The 17,907-nt window shown below is 35.7% G+C and carries 16 protein-coding genes; 10 read left to right on the forward strand and 6 right to left on the reverse strand.

The window, feature by feature from the left end; all coding sequences use genetic code 11:
* Positions 1–85: 85 nt before the first annotated feature.
* Positions 86–1,513, forward strand: a complete 1,428-nt coding sequence (locus GGR42_RS03465) for a Gfo/Idh/MocA family protein (RefSeq protein ID WP_167960879.1) — start codon at positions 86–88, stop codon at positions 1,511–1,513.
* 73 nt (positions 1,514–1,586) lie between these two features.
* Here GGR42_RS03465 and GGR42_RS03470 read toward each other — a convergent pair whose 3' ends face one another.
* The 4 genes from GGR42_RS03470 to GGR42_RS03485 form a co-directional block, all read right to left on the reverse strand.
* The gene (locus GGR42_RS03470; RefSeq protein ID WP_167960881.1) at positions 1,587–3,278 is read right to left on the reverse strand and encodes a sodium:solute symporter family protein; all 1,692 of its coding nucleotides are present in this window, start codon (positions 3,276–3,278) and stop codon (positions 1,587–1,589) included.
* A gap of 3 nt (positions 3,279–3,281) precedes the next feature.
* Positions 3,282–3,536 carry a DUF4212 domain-containing protein gene (locus tag GGR42_RS03475; protein WP_167960883.1) on the reverse strand — a complete coding sequence of 85 codons (255 nt, stop codon included), beginning with the start codon at positions 3,534–3,536 and terminating at the stop codon, positions 3,282–3,284.
* A 61-nt stretch (positions 3,537–3,597) separates the two neighbouring features.
* Positions 3,598–4,548 carry a phosphoribosylaminoimidazolesuccinocarboxamide synthase gene (locus GGR42_RS03480; protein ID WP_167960885.1) on the reverse strand — a complete coding sequence of 317 codons (951 nt, stop codon included), beginning with the start codon at positions 4,546–4,548 and terminating at the stop codon, positions 3,598–3,600.
* A gap of 10 nt (positions 4,549–4,558) precedes the next feature.
* Positions 4,559–5,512 carry a PhoH family protein gene (locus tag GGR42_RS03485; RefSeq protein WP_167960887.1) on the reverse strand — a complete coding sequence of 318 codons (954 nt, stop codon included), beginning with the start codon at positions 5,510–5,512 and terminating at the stop codon, positions 4,559–4,561.
* A gap of 130 nt (positions 5,513–5,642) precedes the next feature.
* On the opposite strand from GGR42_RS03485, the gene GGR42_RS03490 reads away from it, so the two are divergent.
* The 4 genes from GGR42_RS03490 (at position 5,643) to dnaN (ending at position 10,149) form a co-directional block, all read left to right on the forward strand.
* Complete coding sequence (locus GGR42_RS03490; RefSeq protein WP_167960889.1) at positions 5,643–6,473, forward strand: SAM hydrolase/SAM-dependent halogenase family protein; 831 nt, start codon at positions 5,643–5,645, stop codon at positions 6,471–6,473.
* Between the two features lie 31 nt (positions 6,474–6,504).
* On the forward strand, positions 6,505–7,236 hold the full coding sequence (gene gldF, locus GGR42_RS03495; protein ID WP_167960891.1) for a gliding motility-associated ABC transporter permease subunit GldF: 732 nt from the start codon (positions 6,505–6,507) through the stop codon (positions 7,234–7,236).
* The gene (gldG, locus tag GGR42_RS03500; RefSeq protein ID WP_167960893.1) at positions 7,236–8,900 is read left to right on the forward strand and encodes a gliding motility-associated ABC transporter substrate-binding protein GldG; all 1,665 of its coding nucleotides are present in this window, start codon (positions 7,236–7,238) and stop codon (positions 8,898–8,900) included. Before gldF ends, gldG begins: the two co-directional genes overlap by 1 nt.
* Positions 8,901–9,030: 130 nt before the next feature.
* Positions 9,031–10,149 (forward strand): DNA polymerase III subunit beta, encoded by a 1,119-nt coding sequence (dnaN, locus tag GGR42_RS03505; protein WP_167960895.1) that lies wholly within the window; start codon positions 9,031–9,033, stop codon positions 10,147–10,149.
* A gap of 72 nt (positions 10,150–10,221) precedes the next feature.
* On the opposite strand, the gene GGR42_RS03510 is transcribed toward dnaN, so the two are convergent.
* Together GGR42_RS03510 and GGR42_RS03515 are read right to left on the reverse strand one after the other, a co-directional pair.
* A complete protein-coding gene (locus tag GGR42_RS03510; protein WP_167960897.1) occupies positions 10,222–10,581 on the reverse strand; it encodes a DUF4870 domain-containing protein in 360 nt (119 codons plus the stop codon).
* Positions 10,582–10,659: 78 nt separating this feature from the next.
* The gene (locus tag GGR42_RS03515) at positions 10,660–11,094 is read right to left on the reverse strand and encodes a hypothetical protein (protein WP_167960899.1); all 435 of its coding nucleotides are present in this window, start codon (positions 11,092–11,094) and stop codon (positions 10,660–10,662) included.
* 91 nt (positions 11,095–11,185) lie between these two features.
* Here GGR42_RS03515 and mnmE point away from each other — a divergent pair, with 91 nt between their 5' ends.
* The 5 genes from mnmE (at position 11,186) to GGR42_RS03540 (ending at position 17,897) form a co-directional block, all read left to right on the forward strand.
* Positions 11,186–12,583: a tRNA uridine-5-carboxymethylaminomethyl(34) synthesis GTPase MnmE gene (mnmE, locus tag GGR42_RS03520; protein ID WP_167960901.1), complete on the forward strand. Its 1,398-nt coding sequence runs from the start codon at positions 11,186–11,188 to the stop codon at positions 12,581–12,583.
* A 331-nt stretch (positions 12,584–12,914) separates the two neighbouring features.
* Positions 12,915–14,015 carry a nickel-binding protein gene (locus tag GGR42_RS03525; protein WP_167960903.1) on the forward strand — a complete coding sequence of 367 codons (1,101 nt, stop codon included), beginning with the start codon at positions 12,915–12,917 and terminating at the stop codon, positions 14,013–14,015.
* Between the two features lie 19 nt (positions 14,016–14,034).
* Positions 14,035–15,105 (forward strand): nickel-binding protein, encoded by a 1,071-nt coding sequence (locus tag GGR42_RS03530; protein ID WP_167960905.1) that lies wholly within the window; start codon positions 14,035–14,037, stop codon positions 15,103–15,105.
* Positions 15,106–15,267: 162 nt separating this feature from the next.
* Entirely contained in the window at positions 15,268–16,659 is a 1,392-nt protein-coding gene (locus tag GGR42_RS03535; protein WP_167960907.1) for an FAD-binding oxidoreductase, read from the forward strand.
* Between the two features lie 251 nt (positions 16,660–16,910).
* Positions 16,911–17,897, forward strand: coding sequence for a hypothetical protein (locus tag GGR42_RS03540; RefSeq protein WP_167960909.1), 987 nt, complete (start codon positions 16,911–16,913; stop codon positions 17,895–17,897).
* The last annotated feature ends 10 nt before the right edge of the window (positions 17,898–17,907 follow it).

Consider the following 17,907-nt stretch of genomic DNA (forward strand, 5'->3'; position numbering starts at 1 on the left):
ATTATTTTTGGTCAAAACTTACTCAGTTCAAATATTGATATGAAAATGATTATATTTAGTGTTAATATAATCATAGAACAGACATATGGAGAGAAGAAATTTTATTAAAAATTCTGCTGCGTTGGCATCAGTAAGCCTTTTACCCGCTTCTGCTTGGGCACTTACTAAAGGCAAAAAATTAAGAACAGCACATATTGGTTTGGGGGCAATGGGAAAAGAAGACCTTTTGGCCATATCATCCCATGCACATGTAGAAGTCATGGCTTTATGCGATGTAGATGGAACTAATCTTGCAGCTGCCAAAAAACTTCACCCAAATGCACAGGTTTTTTCTGATTATAGAAAAATGCTTGCAGAATTAAAAGGCTCAATCGATGCTGTAATTGTTTCTACACCAGACCATACTCATGCGCCAGCATCTATTATGGCTATGGATATGGGAAAACCTGTATATTGCCAAAAACCACTGACCCATCATGTTTCCGAAGCAAGGGCGATGAGAAAGTTAGCTTCTGATAAAAATTTAGTTACCCAAATGGGTATTCAAGTACATTCTTTTTATGATTATAAATTAGCAACTTTATTAATTCAATCTGGTATAATTGGGAAAGTACATACAGTACACGCCTGGTCCCCTAAAAATTGGGGAGACGATGGACCTACTCCTGAAGGTTCTGATACAATTCCTGAAAATTTGGACTGGAACCTATGGTTGGGAACTGCTCCTGAAAGACCATACAAGGAAGGAGTCTATCATCCAGGAAATTGGAGAAAAGTCTTAGATTTTGGCTGTGGAACCCTTGGAGATATGGGAGTACATATTTTTGACACCCCATATAATGCCTTAGAATTAGATGTTCCAAAAACCATTATAAACAATTGTAGAAAGCCAACTGGTTTTGGGTTCCCTGAAAAAAATATGGTAACGTATGAATTCCCTGGCACAAAATATACGGCGCAATCCTTAAAATGGATTTGGTATGATGGTCCTGGAGCTCCAGAAATGGATGAGGACCTAAAACTTCCAAATGCCTCATCACCAAAAGAAGCATCCAAAACTAAAAATGACGAATCTGTGGAAGACAAAACTTCTTTGGATGCCAAAATTTCTGGAGATGGTAAGCTGCCTGAACAAGGGGCTATGTTTGTAGGTGATAAGGGACGCTTATTGCTGCCACATTTTATGCAATTGCCAAAAAAAATAGTAAATGGCGAGTACGTTGATATTTCTGCAGAAATTGCAGAGGTTGAAAAAGTAAATAAAATGGGGAAACCAATACGAAATTACTCGTCTGAAGGCCCTAAGCACTATCACCAATTTGTAGATGCTTGTCTAGGGAAAGGAGAATGCACAGCGCCATTCTCATATGCGGCACGACTTACTGAAACTATTCTTTTGGGAGTTATTGCTGGCCGTTTTCCAAATCAGACCTTACATTGGGACAGTGAAAAAGCAAAATTCGCAGAAGAAGAGGCCAACAAATTTCTAGATGCCTCTTATAGGGATTTTTAATTCTCTTTTAGTAACAAAATGAAAAACTGGGATGATATCAATATATATCATCCCAGTTTTTCTTGTAATAAATCTAGTGCTCAACAGCCTCACCTGCTCCACTAGGTATCCTAATGGTCTCAACAAGTTCTTGAACATCTTCAGGTGGATTGGGAGTAAACCTGGAAATTACTAAGGACACCACAAAATTAAGTATCATGGCAACGGTTCCAAATCCCTCTGGCGAGATTCCAAACCACCAATCCTCTTTAGTGCCGCCGCCAAACATATCAAACTTAAATTTGAGCATATAAAATAGCATGGCAAGTATTCCTACTACCATACCTGCAACAGCTCCTTCCTTGTTCATTTTCTTATTGAAAATTCCCAAAATAATAGCTGGAAAAAAAGAGGCTGCGGCCAAACCAAATGCAAGTGCCACCGTAGCTGCCACGAAATCGGGCGGATTAATACCAAAATAACCTGCCACACAAACTGCAACTACTGCAGATAAACGTGCTGCAATTAATTCACCTTTGTCAGAAATATCAGGCTTAAGTTGTTTTTTAATTAAGTCATGGGAAATAGAAGTGGATATCACCAATAACAATCCTGCTGCCGTGGACAATGCCGCAGCCAAACCACCGGCAGCCACCAAAGCTATAACCCAATTGGGCAAATTAGCAATTTCAGGGTTTGCAAGAACCATGATATCAGCATCAATTGTCAGTTCATTTTTATTTTTATCGGCCACATATTGAATGACTCCGTCATTATTTTTATCATCGTATTCTATAAGTCCTGTTTTCTCCCATTTGGAGAACCAAGCAGGCATTTCTTCATATTCCTTATTGCTCACCGTCTCGATTAAGTTGGTTCTTGCAAACACCGCAATTGCAGGTGCCGTTGTATACAAGATGGCAATAAACAACAAAGCATAGCCAGCAGATTTCCTAGCATCACGTACTTTGGGAACCGTAAAGAACCGTACAATTACATGGGGAAGTCCGGCCGTACCTACCATTAACGCTGCCGTGATAAAGAAAATATCTATCATGGATTTAGAACCATTGGTATATTCGGCAAAGCCTAGATCAGTAGACAATCCATCCAATTTATCCAATAAAGAAACACTCTCTCCCACTACTGTGCCACCCATTCCAAATTGAGGAATTGGATTCCCCGTCATTTGTATGGAAATAAATATAGCGGGTACCATAAAGGCAAAAATCAGCACGCAATATTGAGCCACTTGCGTATACGTAATTCCTTTCATACCCCCTAAAACAGCATAAAAAAGAACTATTATCATTCCAATAAAAACACCTGTATTGATATCAACCTCTAAAAATCTTGAAAATACCAAGCCCACACCTCGCATTTGTCCAGCTACGTAGGTAAACGATACCAGCAGGGCACAAATTACCGCAATGGTCCTTGCTACATTGGAATAGTATCGATCGCCGATAAAATCTGGCACTGTAAACTTCCCGAATTTTCTTAAATAGGGAGCCAAAAGCAAAGCGAGAAGCACGTAACCGCCTGTCCAGCCCATAAGGTATACCGAACCATCATAACCATTAAAGGAAATTAATCCAGCCATTCCCAAAAAGGAAGCTGCCGACATCCAATCTGCAGCTGTGGCCAATCCATTTGCTAAAGGGGATACTCCTCCTCCTGCCACATAAAATTCTTTGGTTGAACCCGCTCTAGCCCAAATTGCAATTCCAATATATAGCCCAAAAGTGAGCAGCACAATAATATATGTCCAAGTTTGTACATCCATCTTTTATTCGTTTACGTTGTATTTTTTATCCAACTTATTCATTAAGCGAACGTAGATAAATATCAGTAGTACAAATACATAAATGGAGCCTTGTTGGGCAAACCAGAAGCCTAGTTTAAATCCGCCCAGTTTAATTGTGTTAAGTTGGTCTACAAGTAAAATACCAAAACCGAAAGAAACCAGAAACCAAATGGTTAGAAGTATGGCAAGGTATCCTAGGTTTTCTTTCCAGTATTTTTTTCTTTTTTCAATATCCATTGAACCTTTGGTTGGTTGATTAAGGTGTTAAGATAAGTAAAAGTCTTTGGGAAAAACAAATTTATTCGCTCAAGAAATTGAGGACATTTTGCTCAATTCTATTCTGAATATCAGAAATATCCGCCTTTACAAAGGTTTCCCCTGTAATGTTTTCATACAATTCTATATATCTTTCTGAAACGGTTTCTATGTACTCATCGGACATTTCTGGAACAGTCTGTCCTTTCAACCCTTGAAAATTATTGGATATTAACCACTGACGAACAAATTCTTTGGAAAGTTGTTTTTGAGGTTCGCCTTTTTCTTGACGCTCTTTATACCCTTCTTTATAAAAATACCTGGAAGAATCAGGTGTGTGGATTTCATCAATCAGGACTATTTTCCCTTCTTTGGTTTTTCCAAATTCATATTTGGTATCCACTAAAATAAGACCTCTTCCATCGGCAATCTCAGTTCCTCGTTGAAACAAAGCTTTTGTATATTTTTCTAAAACAGCATAATCTTCTTCGGAAACAATACCTCTTTTCAAAATATCCTCACGGGAAATATCCTCATCATGATCTCCCATTTCTGCTTTTGTTGCTGGAGTAATAATAGGTTCTGGGAATTTATCGTTTTCCTTCATTCCTTCTGGCATAGGAACACCACAAAGCATTCTCTTACCAGCTTTGTACTCACGAGCAGCATGACCGGACATATATCCCCTAATTACCATTTCTACCTTAAAAGGCTCACAAGCATAGCCTATAGCTACATTAGGGTCTGGAGTTGCAAGTAACCAATTGGGGACAATATCGGCAGTATCTGCCATCATTTTTGTAGCAATCTGGTTCAGAATTTGTCCTTTATATGGAATCCCTTTTGGCATTACTACATCAAAAGCCGAAAGCCTGTCCGTAGCTACCATAAGCAATAGATCATTACCAAGGGTATAAACCTCTCTAACCTTTCCCTTGTATATGCTTTTTTGTCCTGGAAAATTAAAATTGGTATCTATAATTGTATTTGCCATGAAAGTACCCTTAGTTTTGATGTTCTATATTCTTGTAGGCATCAATCACTTTTTTAACCAATTTGTGGCGAATTACATCCTTGTCGTCCAAATAGATGATTTCAATACCCTCCACATTTTTAAGAATCAATAAGGCTTCCTTTAAACCAGAAATAACCCTTCTTGGTAAGTCTATCTGCCCAGGATCTCCTGTTATTAAAAACTTGGCATTCTTCCCCATTCTTGTAAGGAACATTTTCATTTGGGCATGGGTGGTATTCTGTGCTTCATCCAAAATTACAAAAGCATTATCCAAGGTACGCCCTCGCATAAAGGCCATAGGCGCAATTTGTATGGTACCATTCTCAATAAAGTGCGTCAATTTTTCTGAAGGGATCATATCTCTCAATGCATCATATAGTGGTTGCATATATGGATCCAACTTTTCTTTTAAATCCCCTGGTAAAAACCCAAGATTCTCCCCTGCCTCAACCGCAGGTCTTGTTAAAATGATTCTTTTCACCTCTTTGTTTTTCAATGCCTTAACCGCCAATGCAACTCCTGTATAGGTTTTTCCTGTCCCAGCTGGTCCAATAGCAAATACCATATCTTTAACCTTGGCAGCATCCACCATTTTTCGTTGGTTAACAGTTTGTGCTTTTATTAATTTTCCATTGACACCATGTACCAAGACCTCACCACTGCTCTTTGAGGAAGCATAATCCTCTTCTCCATTGCTTGTCAATACCCTCTCAATTACATTTTCATCCAATTTATTGTATTTGGCAAAGTGGGATGTTAACATATCAAAACGTTTATCAAACTCCTCCAGAAGTTCTTCGTCTCCATATACTTTTATCTTGCTACCACGGGCAACAATCTTTAGTTTGGGAAAGTATTTTTTTAATAAATCTATATTCTCATTCTGATTCCCAAAAAACTCTCTTGGGCTAATTTCGGTAAGTTCTATTATAAGTTCGTTCAAAGAAAGAGGTGTTTTAAATGTTTTGGTTCTAAGAATATATTTTTGTTGCCTATTTTTTTGTGTAATTTTGTTTAACAAACTTAAGTAAAAATCAGTTTGCAACAGTAAAAAACATATCAACAGTGCTTGCATGGCAATTATTACATTAACTACTGATTTTGGACTCAAAGACCATTTTGTAGGCGCTATAAAAGGAACTATCTATACTGAGCTGGAAGACGTCAAAATTGTTGATATTTCCCATTCCATTAGCCCTTTTAACATTCAAGAATGTGCTTATCTGCTTAAAAATTCATACAAGGCATTCCCAGAAGGCACTGTACATGTTGTTGGGATAGATTCTGAGCCATCTCCTGAAAACAAACATATAGCTGTCTTGGTAGATGGCCACTATTTTATTTCTGCCAACAATGGCGTCATTGGGTTGATAACTTCAGAGGTAAAACCAGATAAGGTAATGGAAATAGATATCCCCAACCCCATACAAGGCTCTTTCCCCGTCTTAGATGTGTTTGTGAAAGTGGCCTGCCACATTGCACGAGGGGGCACATTGGAGGTTATTGGAAAACCCTTTGCCCAGTTAAAGGAGTTAAAAGAATTTGCACCAAGAGTATCGGACAATGGAAAAACCATCACGGGAAGTGTTGTCTATATTGATAATTATGGGAATGTAGTGACCAATATTCAAAAGAGTTTGTTTGAAGCCTATAGAAATGGAAGAAAATTTGAACTGAGTGCCAGAAACAAAAAAATTGGAGAAATCTATAATAAATACAGTGATATCATCAATTTTGACCTAGAAAAAAGCAGGCGCAAGGGCCCTGGTGATTTATTGGCGCTTTTTAATTCGTCCAATTATATAGAACTTGCCATATATAAAAGTGATTTAAATACGGTTGGTGGCGCCTCTACCCTATTGGGACTTGATTATAGGGATACCATCACTATTAATTTTATATGATATTAATCTAATTTTGAACAAAGAATAAAAAATGCTTGCCATATACAAACGCGAAATACAATCCTTCTTTACCTCATCTATTGGGTATTTAATTATCTCCTTGTTCTTAGGTCTCTGTGGACTGTTTTTATGGGTTTTTAAAGGTCCTTTTAACCTTTTTGACTATGGTTTTGCTGACCTAAGCAACTTTTTTTTATTGGTTCCATGGGTGTTTCTTTTTTTGATTCCGGCTATCACTATGAAAAGCTTTTCCGAAGAAAAAAAACAAGGAACATTGGAACTGCTTTTTATAAAGCCCATTGGTTTATGGCAAACTGTTCTTGGTAAGTTTTTTGGTTCACTTACGTTAACCCTAATTGCTGTCATTCCTACTTTTCTTTATGTATATAGTATATCCCAATTGGGCACTGTTGGTGGCAATTTGGACATAGGAGTGGTCTTTGGTTCTTATTTTGGCTTGTTTTTCCTAATCTGTAGTTTTACTGCCATGGGGCTTTTTGCATCAACCCTGTCAGAAAATCAAATAGTTGCTTTTATTATAGGGGCATTATTGTGCTTTTTGCTTTATTATGGATTTGAAGGACTTTCTACACTTTTCCAAACTGATGCTACTTGGATTACAATACAAAAAATGGGTATGAAATTCCATTTTGATAGTATAGCACAAGGAATTTTGGACACTAGGGATTTAATCTATTTTATAGGTTTAACGCTGTTTTTCTTGTATCTCACAGTTGTTCAAATTAAAAACCACAATCGATAATGAAGAAGAAATTGCTATCCATTCTAAAAGCATTGATTATCCTTGTGGCATTTAATATTCTAGCAAGTTTTGTCTATACTCGTTTTGATTTGACCGAAGACAAACGGTACACTTTAAGCCAACCGGCAATCCACGCAGCTGAAGCCTTTACATCTCCCGTAATAGTGGATGTGCTTTTAGATGAAAATCTGCCTCCTGAATTTGCAAAACTAAAACTGGAAACAAAAAATATTCTAGAAGAATTTGCTTCTAAAAATAATAACATCAAATTTAGCTTTGTTAACCCTCTAGAAGATGAATCTCAAACCGAAACTACAATAGCAGAATTACAAGGATTGGGACTTACTCCTGCCAATGTCACGGTTGGTGATAATGGTAAAGTATCACAGGAAATTCTTTTTCCTTGGGCAATGGTCACCTTTAATAACAAAACGGTTAAGGTGCCTTTGCTCAAAAACAAATTAGGCGCCTCTTCTGGGGAGAGAGTCAACAATTCTGTACAAAATTTGGAATACGCCTTTGCCGATGCCTTTACCAAGGTAAATCTTAAGGAAAAAAAGCAAGTTGCCGTTATTAAAGGAAATGGAGAGTTGGAAGATATGTTTGTGGCCGACTATTTAACCACTATTCGTGATTATTATAATATTGGTGCCATAACCTTGGATTCTGTTGAAAGTAATCCCCTTAAAGTATTGGAGCAATTAAAGAATTTTGATTTGGCAATCATTGCCAAACCCACAGAAGCTTTTACAGATGCCGAAAAATATGTTTTAGATCAATACATAATTCATGGTGGAAAATCCATGTGGTTCATAGATAATGTAGCAATAGAACTGGATAGTCTTTTTAATGAGAAAGGAAGTGCCATGGCCTTTCCTAGAAATCTAAACATGACAGATTTCTTTTTTAACTATGGAGTGCGCATTAATCCCGTTTTGGTAAACGATATGTACTTTACGCAAATAGTGCTAGCATCCGGTGAAGGAACCGATTCACAATACAATCCCGTTCCCTGGTTATATAATCCTATGGTTTTTTCTAGGAACAACCATCCTATAAATAACAATTTGGAAGCGTTACGTTTTCAATTTGCCAATGTAATTGACACCTTGCCCAACGCTAACAAGAAAACCATTTTATACTGGAGCTCGCCATTATCCAAAACTGATGGTGTTCCAAAAGAAATTAGTTTGGACATTATTAATTCACAACCTAATAAAGATATATACACCAACGGCAACAAACCCCTGGCCGTATTACTAGAAGGTGAGTTTACCTCTTCCTTTTCCAATAGGATAAAACCATTTAAACTAAATGATGGGCTAGAAAAAGGGCCTGAAAATAAAATGTTGGTGGTTGCGGATGGAGACATTATTAAAAACCAAATAAGAAATGGAAGGCCTTTGGACTTAGGTTACGATAAATGGACCAATAACTTCTATGGCAACAAAGAGTTCTTGTTAAACAGTATAAATTACATGTTAGATGATGACGGACTTATAAACATTCGTAATAAAAAAGTAGCCATTCCCCTATTGGACCCAGAGAAAATCGCAGATCAAAAAAGTAAGTGGCAGTTGATGAACATTGGTGTTCCCATACTCTTAACCCTTCTTTTTGGTTTTATTTTCAACTACATCAGAAAGAAAAAATATGGCACTTAAGTGTTAATAAGTTTGTTTCCTTAAAAAGGTCAATTCAAATATCTTTGTTTCTAGGACTTTTTGAAGATTATTGGGTAAGTAAAAGATAATATAAGTCCTTTTTAACACAGATTATATAAAATAAATACGAATGAAATTTATAGTATCCAGTACCTATTTGTTAAAACAATTACAAGTTTTAGGTGGCGTAATCAATAGCAGTAACACCTTGCCTATTTTGGATAATTTTTTGTTTGATCTAAAACAAAATAAACTAACTGTCTCTGCTTCTGATTTGGAAACCACTATGAGCTCTGTATTGGATGTGGATTCCGATAATGAGGGAACTATTGCCGTACCAGCCAGATTATTGTTGGAAACCTTAAAAACTTTTCCAGAGCAACCCCTAACATTTGTTGTAGAAGAAAACAACACCGTAGAAATTAGCTCCAATCACGGTAAATATGCCCTAGCCTATGCTGATGGGGCTGAGTTTCCAAAGGCTGTGGAATTATCCAATCCTAGCTCCACAACCATAATTGGTGATATATTGGCAACAGCAATAAATAAAACAATTTTTGCTGCCGGAAATGATGATTTAAGACCGGTAATGAGTGGAGTCTTCTTTCAATTTTCTCCAGAGAACCTAACTTTTGTTGCTACCGATGCCCATAAGTTGGTAAAGTATCAACGTACAGATGTTACAGCCTCACAAGTTGCAGAATTTATAATGCCAAAAAAACCACTAAATCTTTTAAAAGGAATCTTAGCAGGGAGTGAGGAAAATGTTACCATAGAATACAATGAAAGTAATGCTAAATTCACTTATGGTGATACGGAATTGGTCTGTAGATTAATTGATGGAAAATATCCCAATTATGAGGCAGTAATACCTAAAGAAAACCCAAATAAATTGAGCATTGCAAGAACTCAACTTTTAGGTTCTGTAAGAAGAGTTTCCATATTTTCAAACAAAACAACCCACCAGATAAGATTAAAGATTGCAGGTGCGGAATTAAACATATCCGCTGAGGATGTTGACTATAGCAACAAAGCAGAAGAGCGTTTAACATGTTCTTACCAAGGTGACGATATGCAAATTGGTTTCAATTCAAGATTTTTGGTTGAAATGCTAGGCAACCTAACTTCCGATGAAGTATCATTGGAAATGAGTTTGCCCAACAGAGCAGGTATTTTGACCCCTGCTGATGGATTAGATGAAGGCGAATATGTTACTATGCTGGTAATGCCGGTTATGTTGAACAGCTAAGACCTATATATAACGTTACATAAAAAAAGGGCAATACTTAAAAGTATTGCCCTTTTTAATTCATTGGATATATTAAACAAATTTTATAGTAAGGGGATAATAAGGAGATTCTCCATTACTCGCCCTAACTGCGTTTACTATTGGAAAAACAAATCCCATAATACCAACTCCAATTAAGGTTAATATTCCCAATCCAAGTAATAAAATTGCTGGGATACTAAGGATAATATATAGTAACATACTTAATTGGAAGTTTATAATGGATTTTCCATGTTCATCCATATTAGCTATAGAATCTTTGGAAGTTGCCCAAATAATTAAAGGAATAATGAGTCCTCCAAATCCTGTAACATAATCTACTAATTGTGTAAGATGCGTAATTGCTAATGTTTGATTGTCAACCCGCATTGATTTTTGATTGATGATTTCCATTTTAATTGTTTTAAGGGGTTATACTTATAAGTAGAGTATTTTGTCAAAATGTTACAATAGAAAAAGGAAATTTTACGTTTATTGCTTTCTAATCAACCTTTTAAGCTTTTCATTGTCTTTTAAAAGATCTGCTTTCAGTTTTATAATCTTACTATTCAGTTTTTCAATATCCACAGGGGACAACTTACCTTCAGCTTCTCCTTTTACCAGTTTTCTTTCCAATTTAGCTAGCCTGTTTTCATTTTTAGAAATAACTTTCTTTTTAGAAGAAATACTATTATTTAATTTTTCCGCTTTTTTTAGTTCTTTTTCCAGTTTCTTTTTCTCTTTTTCCCCCTTGGCTGCTTCCTTTTCGGCCTTGTCCACTTTATTTTGTATTTCTTTGGCTTCCTTTAAAGTAGCAGCATCTTTTGCTATTTGAACTGAATCGATAGATTGTCCCATTTCTTGGGAATAGGAAAATGTAAGAGAAAATAAAGAGAATACAACTCCTGCAATGATACATTTTTTCATAATTAGTGCTTAATTTTTAGTTAATGGAGGGCGAATATATAAAATAATCAATTACACATATTTAACTATTTTTGCAATTAAATTTCTAGGTTTGATTCTTAACGATACTATTGTAGCCTTGGCGACACCTTCTGGCGCAGGTGCAATTGCTGTTATCCGTATTTCGGGTGAAAAAGCGATTGATTTAACTGCTCCATTATTTAAATCAGTAAGAGGAAAGAATTTAAGAAAACAAAAAAGCCATACCATTCATTTAGGGCATGTTGTTGATGATGGAAAAACTATGGATGAGGTCCTGTTGTCTCTCTTTAAAGGACCAAATTCATATACTGGAGAAAATGTGGTTGAGATTTCCTGTCATGGTTCTCCTTATATTCAACAAGAAATTATTCAATTACTTATTAGAAAAGGATGCCGAATGGCAAATCCTGGAGAGTTTACTTTAAGGGCCTTTTTAAATGGAAAATTGGATTTGAGTCAGGCTGAAGCTGTGGCAGATTTAATCGCCAGTGACAATGAAGCCAGTCACCAAATAGCCATGCAGCAAATGAGGGGTGGCTTTAGTAATGAAATAAAAAAACTTCGGGAAGAGCTTCTCAATTTTGCTTCGTTAATAGAACTAGAGCTCGATTTTGCTGAGGAAGATGTGGAATTTGCAGACAGGACCCAATTCAAAAATTTACTGAAAAGAATTCAAGAAGTTCTAAAGAAATTGATTGATAGTTTTGCTGTGGGAAACGTTATAAAAAACGGTATTCCAGTTGCCATTATTGGCGAACCCAATGTGGGGAAATCCACACTGTTAAATGCCCTGTTAAATGAAGAGAGGGCAATAGTAAGTGAAATTGCTGGCACCACCAGGGATACTATAGAAGATGAAATCTCTATTGGGGGAATTGGTTTTAGGTTTATTGACACTGCTGGGATACGGGAAACCAAAGATGTCGTGGAGAGCATTGGTATCAAAAAAACTTTTGAAAAGATAGAACAGGCACAGGTTGTCATTTATCTTTTTGAGGCAGATGTCATTTCGAATGATAATGAGAAATCTCAGGCAATACAGATAGAGATTGGGAAACTTAAAAACAAATATCCGCGAAAACCTCTTCTAATCATTGCCAATAAAGTTGATTTACTTTCAGAAAAAGAATTGAATTTTATAAAAACTTCTATTGAAAATATTCATTTGTTATCGGCAAAATCTGGTTTGGGAGTAGACGAATTAAAAAACAAATTACTGTCCTTTGTAAATACAGGCGCCCTAAGAAACAATGAAACCATTGTCACAAATTCCAGACATTACAACTCTCTTTTAAAAGCCTTGAAAGAAGTGGAAAAAGTACTATTTGGGCTGGATGAAGATGTCCCTGGGGATTTACTGGCCATTGATATAAGGCAAGCACTCTATCATTTTGGAGAAATAACGGGTGAAATTAGCAATGATGATCTTTTAGGGAATATTTTTGCTAATTTCTGTATCGGAAAGTAACCCCAGTCAAGAATCCAAAACTTGACCTCCAATTAATAGGAAGGAAAACTAACGCAATGCCCAAAAAAATACCCAAGTATACATCTTATAATACCTTCTACATAAAATGTCTATTCCTTTATGGGAAAAACATATATTTTGTTTAAGAATTAACCATAAATTGGTTTTTTAAAAGAATTCGATTTTAAATATTTCAAAATCTGTCTTTGGGTGTAAAACCATTTATAGTCCTATTCCTAATTAAAATGGTTACCTTGAACAAACAAATTACGTTTACAACACTATAAAATGGATTAGGTATCCATTAAAATTAATCTTTAAAACTAAAGTTATGCCAATTTTCATGGATCGCCACGAAATACCTAAAGAAATATCTGCAGAGCATGTTGCGCAAATGCACAAAGAGGATATGAAAATTGAACACCTGTATAATTGCAAAGGGATGACCTATTGGTGTGATGAGAAAAGACATACTGCTTTTTGTTTGATTGAGGCTCCTAATAAAGAGGCTATTCAAAAAATGCACAATCATGCGCATGGTGATTTTCCTCATAGCATTATTGAAGTAGATGATGCCATAGTGGAGTCTTTTTTGGGTAGAATTGCAGACCCAAAAGTATCTAAAGACACAGAATTAAATATTATTAAAGACCCTGCATTTAGAATTATAATGGTTATTAGTATTAAAAAAACATCGTTCGAAAATACGATGTCTCATCAATTAATATCTGACACCATTGCTTACACAAATTCGATTATTATATCTTTAGAAAAGTTTAGAGGAAGAATTGTTAAACAAAAATCCGATTATTTTCTATGCTCATTTAAAGATATTAGCAATGCTGTTTTGTGTGCTTTAGAAATTCAAAAAGGTGTAAACAAAACTAAGAAACAGAGTTCCAGTTTAACTTTAAATATTGGTTTAAGTGCTGGAGCACCTGTAACTGAAAAAGATAGCATTTTTGAAGATACCATAAGAATGGCAGAACGTTTATGCGACAATGTAAAAGGACAGATAGCAATGACCTCTGAAGTTAAAGATTTGTTTGAAAGTGAAAATTTAAAATTGTCAATTGATGATAAAATTGTAAAGGTTCTTAATACCAATAGTGAAAAATTCCTAAACATGTTGATGGATTATACCGAGAATGAATGGTACAACCCAACGTTAAGTGCAGAAGGCCTAAGCAAACATTTAGGATATAGCAAATCTCAATTATACAGAAAAATGATTGCTAATACTGGAACCTCTCCCAATACTTTTATTAAAGAGTATAGATTGGGAAAGGCATTAAACCTATTAAACAAACAAGCAGATAATATATCTGAAGTGGCCTTTAAAACAGGGTTTAACAGTCCTGCCTATTTTTCTAAATGCTTTCAGGAAACCTACGGAATCTTACCATCAAAGTACATTCAACAATACATTTAATCGTTCTTAATTATATGCCATGCCCTTATATTTGGACTTTCATAAATTAGGTTCTGAAGAAATTTTATTAGAAGATCTTGTCAAAGCGCATGCTGAAGATGTTGCTATACAAGAAGATTTTGGAGTCTTTGAAAAAAAATATTGGGTAAATATTGAAGCAAAAACTTTGTTCTGTTTAACAGAAGCGCCTAATAAGGAAGCTTGTAACGAAGTGCATAGACGTTCACACGGAAACACCGCTTGCAATATTATTGAGGTGTCAGAAGAGGAGTTTAGCATGTACTTAGGTATTGGTACAAGTGAAAACGATATGGCCCATACACTTTCTGGAGAGTTGGATACGGGCTATAGGACCCTTTTGATGATAAGCACCTATGACTTTACCGGTAATTATAAGGACTATTCAGATAAAATACACGGATTGTTAAAAAAGCATAATGGTGTTATCGTCTTACAACCTAAAGACGATATTCAGGTTTCTTTTATCTCTGCCTTGGATGCGGTGAATTGTGCCGTTTCTATTTTTGAATTATTAAAGGCTATTCCAGATGATTACTTATACAAAGTAGCACTTGTAACGGGAAAACCTGTTGATGAATTTGGGACTGATATGTATGAAGACGCAAAGAAAAAACTTCATCATTTAAATAAAATTGGTTCTGAAAATGCTATTTATATAGATACTGAAACTAAAGCATTATCAGAAAAGGAGTCCAGTTCAGCAAAAATGAACAATAAAAATATCAAGGTTTTAAATGAAAAGAATTTTTCATTTTTGGATACGCTATTTAAAATTCTTAATCGCGAATTATACAAATCTGACTTTAAAAGTGACCAATTATATACACCTTTAGGGTTAAGCAAATCACAGGCGTATAGAACTATTAAGTCATTAACAGGAATGGCACCAAACAAACTTATCCAAGAATTACGGCTTCACCAATCTCTTGATATGTTGAAAACCAATGTAAAAACAGTTTCCGAAATAGCATACGATCTAGGCTTTAACAGCCCAACTTATTTCACCAGGGTATTTAGAAAAAGATTTGGTATCCTACCAACAACTTTCTCCAATAATTCTATTGAATAATATTCTTTTTGAAATTTATAATGAATCAATTGTATCATTTTTTGAACCAAAACTAACATACGTTCATAAAATTATATTACAAATTTGCATCGTAGAGTAATACCGAAAGAACAATTTCCTACTTCCCCCAAGTAATTGTTTGTATAATTAAAAACCAAAAGTATGCCAACTAATGTAAAAGATTTGGAAGCTTCCAAAATTGAAGACTTCGCCTCGCAACTAAGGGGGAACATTGTTACACCTAACAATGCCAACTATAACGAAACACGTAAAGTGTATAATGGAATGATCGATAAACGACCAGGATTATTTGCCATGTGCGTTGATGTAGCCGATGTTATACATGCAGTAAATTTTGGACGGGAAAATAACCTTCTGGTAGCCACAAGAGGTGGTGGCCACAATGGTGGAGGATTAGGATTGTGTGATGACGGTTTGGTCATTGACTTGTCGGGTATTAAATATGTAAGAGTGAACACCTTGGATAACACTGTACGAGTTGGTGGAGGAAATCTTTGGGGAGAAGTTGACCATGCCACACATCCTTTTGGATTGGCTGTGCCAGCGGGCATCATTTCAACCACCGGCGTTGGGGGATTAACACTTGGTGGAGGGGTTGGTCATTTATCAAGAAAATACGGATTAACTATTGATAATTTGTTAGAGGCAGATATGGTTTTGGCAGATGGTTCCTTTGTAACTGCGAACAAAAGTCAAAATTCCGATTTGTTTTGGGCCATACGTGGTGGTGGTGGAAACTTTGGCATTGTAACCTCTTTTAAATTTCAAGCACATCCTGTCAAAACTGTTTTTGGAGGGCCAACATTATGGCCCATAGAACAAACAGAGGAAATTATGGAATGGTATCATGAATTTATACATAACGCCCCAGATGAGCTAAATGGCTTTATAGCAACTATGGTAATTCCTGGAGCTCCTTTTCCAGAACATTTGCACAAAAAACAATTTTGTGGAATTGTTTGGTGTTATGCTGGTGATATAGATAAAGCAGAAGATGTGTTTAAGCCTATATTGGAAAAAAAACCTTTGTTTGCTCATGTGGGAGAAATGCCTTATCCTGCTATTCAGACTATGTTTGATGGTTTATTACCACATGGATATCAATGGTATTGGAGAGCAGATTTTTTTAATGAATTGCCTTCAGAGGTTAGAGCTCAACATTTAAAATTTGGATCTAATATACCAACACCGCTATCGCAAATGCATTTATACCCAATTAGTGGGGCGGTAAGCAGGGTTGGCCCAGAAGAAACACCATGGGCTTATAGGGATGCAAAATATGCAGGTGTTATTGTTGGGGTAGATCCAGAGCCTAAAAATGCAGATAAAATTACCAAATGGTGCAAAGCATATTGGGAAGCCTTACATCCTTACTCATCAGGTGGAGCTTATTCTAACTTTATGATGAATGAAGGTCAAGAACGTGTAAAGGACAGCTATAAACATAATTATGCGAGGTTGGCTAAAATCAAAAAGAAATACGACCCTGCGAATTTCTTTAGGGTCAATCAGAACATTAAACCGGCTGATTGATACTCAATTAACCATTACAACACCTTATATACCAGTATCTTAAAAGTTAAAGACAAGTCCTAAGGGTTTGTAAAATTTCACTCCCCCATTTTAAATTGAAAAACTCATTTTTACAACTCACGTTGTAAGTCAAAAACTTACGCATTAATGAGTGAACACTAAAATTAATATAAAAGGAAATTAATATTCCAACAACTATGAAAATACTTGAAATTTTTTATAAAAATATTTTTCTGACTAAGATTGTTATAATGCTCTTTTTTGTTACAAGTATAATGAGCTGTAGTAAGGATGATGGCTCAGAACCGGAATCAATTCCTGTTATAACAGATGTATATGTGGCAGGAACTATGTTAATAACTGGAGATATTTTTCAAGCGACACTTTGGAAAAATGGAGTAGAAATACCTTTAACAGATGGCACTAATAATTCCGAAGCTGGATCAGTATATGTAGTAGAAAATGATGTTTATGTAGCGGGATATGAACATAATGGCACAAATAAGATTGCTAAAGTTTGGAAAAATAATGTTGCAATACCACTAACAAATGGAGACAATAAAGCAGAAGCTTATTCTGTATATGTTTCGGGCAATGATGTATATGTTTCTGGTTTTGAGTCAAATGGACTTAAAAATATAGCCAAAATTTGGAAAAATGGTGTGGAAACTGCACTAACCGACGGAACTAATTCCGCAGCTGCTAATTCAGTGTATGTTTCTGGCAATGATGTATATGCCGCTGGTTTTGAATCTAGTGGGGGGAAAAATGCACCCAGAGTATGGAAAAACGGTATAGAAACATCATTGGATAGTGGCACTAAAATATCACAAGCCACTTCAGTATATGTTTCGGGCAATGATGTGTATGCGGTTGGGACTGAATTTGTAGCCACAAGATTTATTGGTAAAATTTGGAAAAATGGACAAGAAACCTATTTAACCAATGGTACAAACTATTCATCAGCCAACTCAGTGTTTGTTTCTGGAGATGGTGTATATGTAGGTGGTAGTGAAGATAAAGATGGAATAGGTATTGCCAAAACATGGAAAAATGGAGAAGAAACACCTTTGACCGATGGTACTATTAATTCTGACGTTGGTTCCATATTTGTTTTAAACGATGATGTATATGCCGTAGGCTCTGAGGCCAATGTAGCCAAAATCTGGGAAAATGGTGTAGCAACAACTTTATCAAATGAAGCCTTTGCAAGTTCTGTTTTTGTTGTAACAAATTAATTAATAGAGA

This window comes from Saonia flava (assembly GCF_011927795.1).
Classification (GTDB): Bacteria; Bacteroidota; Bacteroidia; order Flavobacteriales; family Flavobacteriaceae; genus Saonia; species Saonia flava.

What these genes read in the sequence shown, in the direction of transcription:
- GGR42_RS03465 (WP_167960879.1), top strand. Translation starts at nt 86, where the DNA reads ATGGAGAGAAGAAATTTTATTAAAAATTCTGCTGCGTTGGCATCAGTA.
- GGR42_RS03470 (WP_167960881.1), bottom strand. Translation starts at nt 3,278, where the DNA reads ATGGATGTACAAACTTGGACATATATTATTGTGCTGCTCACTTTTGGG.
- GGR42_RS03475 (WP_167960883.1), bottom strand. Translation starts at nt 3,536, where the DNA reads ATGGATATTGAAAAAAGAAAAAAATACTGGAAAGAAAACCTAGGATAC.
- GGR42_RS03480 (WP_167960885.1), bottom strand. Translation starts at nt 4,548, where the DNA reads ATGGCAAATACAATTATAGATACCAATTTTAATTTTCCAGGACAAAAA.
- GGR42_RS03490 (WP_167960889.1), top strand. Translation starts at nt 5,643, where the DNA reads ATGGCAATTATTACATTAACTACTGATTTTGGACTCAAAGACCATTTT.
- gldF (WP_167960891.1), top strand. Translation starts at nt 6,505, where the DNA reads ATGCTTGCCATATACAAACGCGAAATACAATCCTTCTTTACCTCATCT.
- gldG (WP_167960893.1), top strand. Translation starts at nt 7,236, where the DNA reads ATGAAGAAGAAATTGCTATCCATTCTAAAAGCATTGATTATCCTTGTG.
- dnaN (WP_167960895.1), top strand. Translation starts at nt 9,031, where the DNA reads ATGAAATTTATAGTATCCAGTACCTATTTGTTAAAACAATTACAAGTT.
- GGR42_RS03510 (WP_167960897.1), bottom strand. Translation starts at nt 10,581, where the DNA reads ATGGAAATCATCAATCAAAAATCAATGCGGGTTGACAATCAAACATTA.
- GGR42_RS03515 (WP_167960899.1), bottom strand. Translation starts at nt 11,094, where the DNA reads ATGAAAAAATGTATCATTGCAGGAGTTGTATTCTCTTTATTTTCTCTT.
- GGR42_RS03525 (WP_167960903.1), top strand. Translation starts at nt 12,915, where the DNA reads ATGCCAATTTTCATGGATCGCCACGAAATACCTAAAGAAATATCTGCA.
- GGR42_RS03530 (WP_167960905.1), top strand. Translation starts at nt 14,035, where the DNA reads ATGCCCTTATATTTGGACTTTCATAAATTAGGTTCTGAAGAAATTTTA.
- GGR42_RS03535 (WP_167960907.1), top strand. Translation starts at nt 15,268, where the DNA reads ATGCCAACTAATGTAAAAGATTTGGAAGCTTCCAAAATTGAAGACTTC.
- GGR42_RS03540 (WP_167960909.1), top strand. Translation starts at nt 16,911, where the DNA reads ATGCTCTTTTTTGTTACAAGTATAATGAGCTGTAGTAAGGATGATGGC.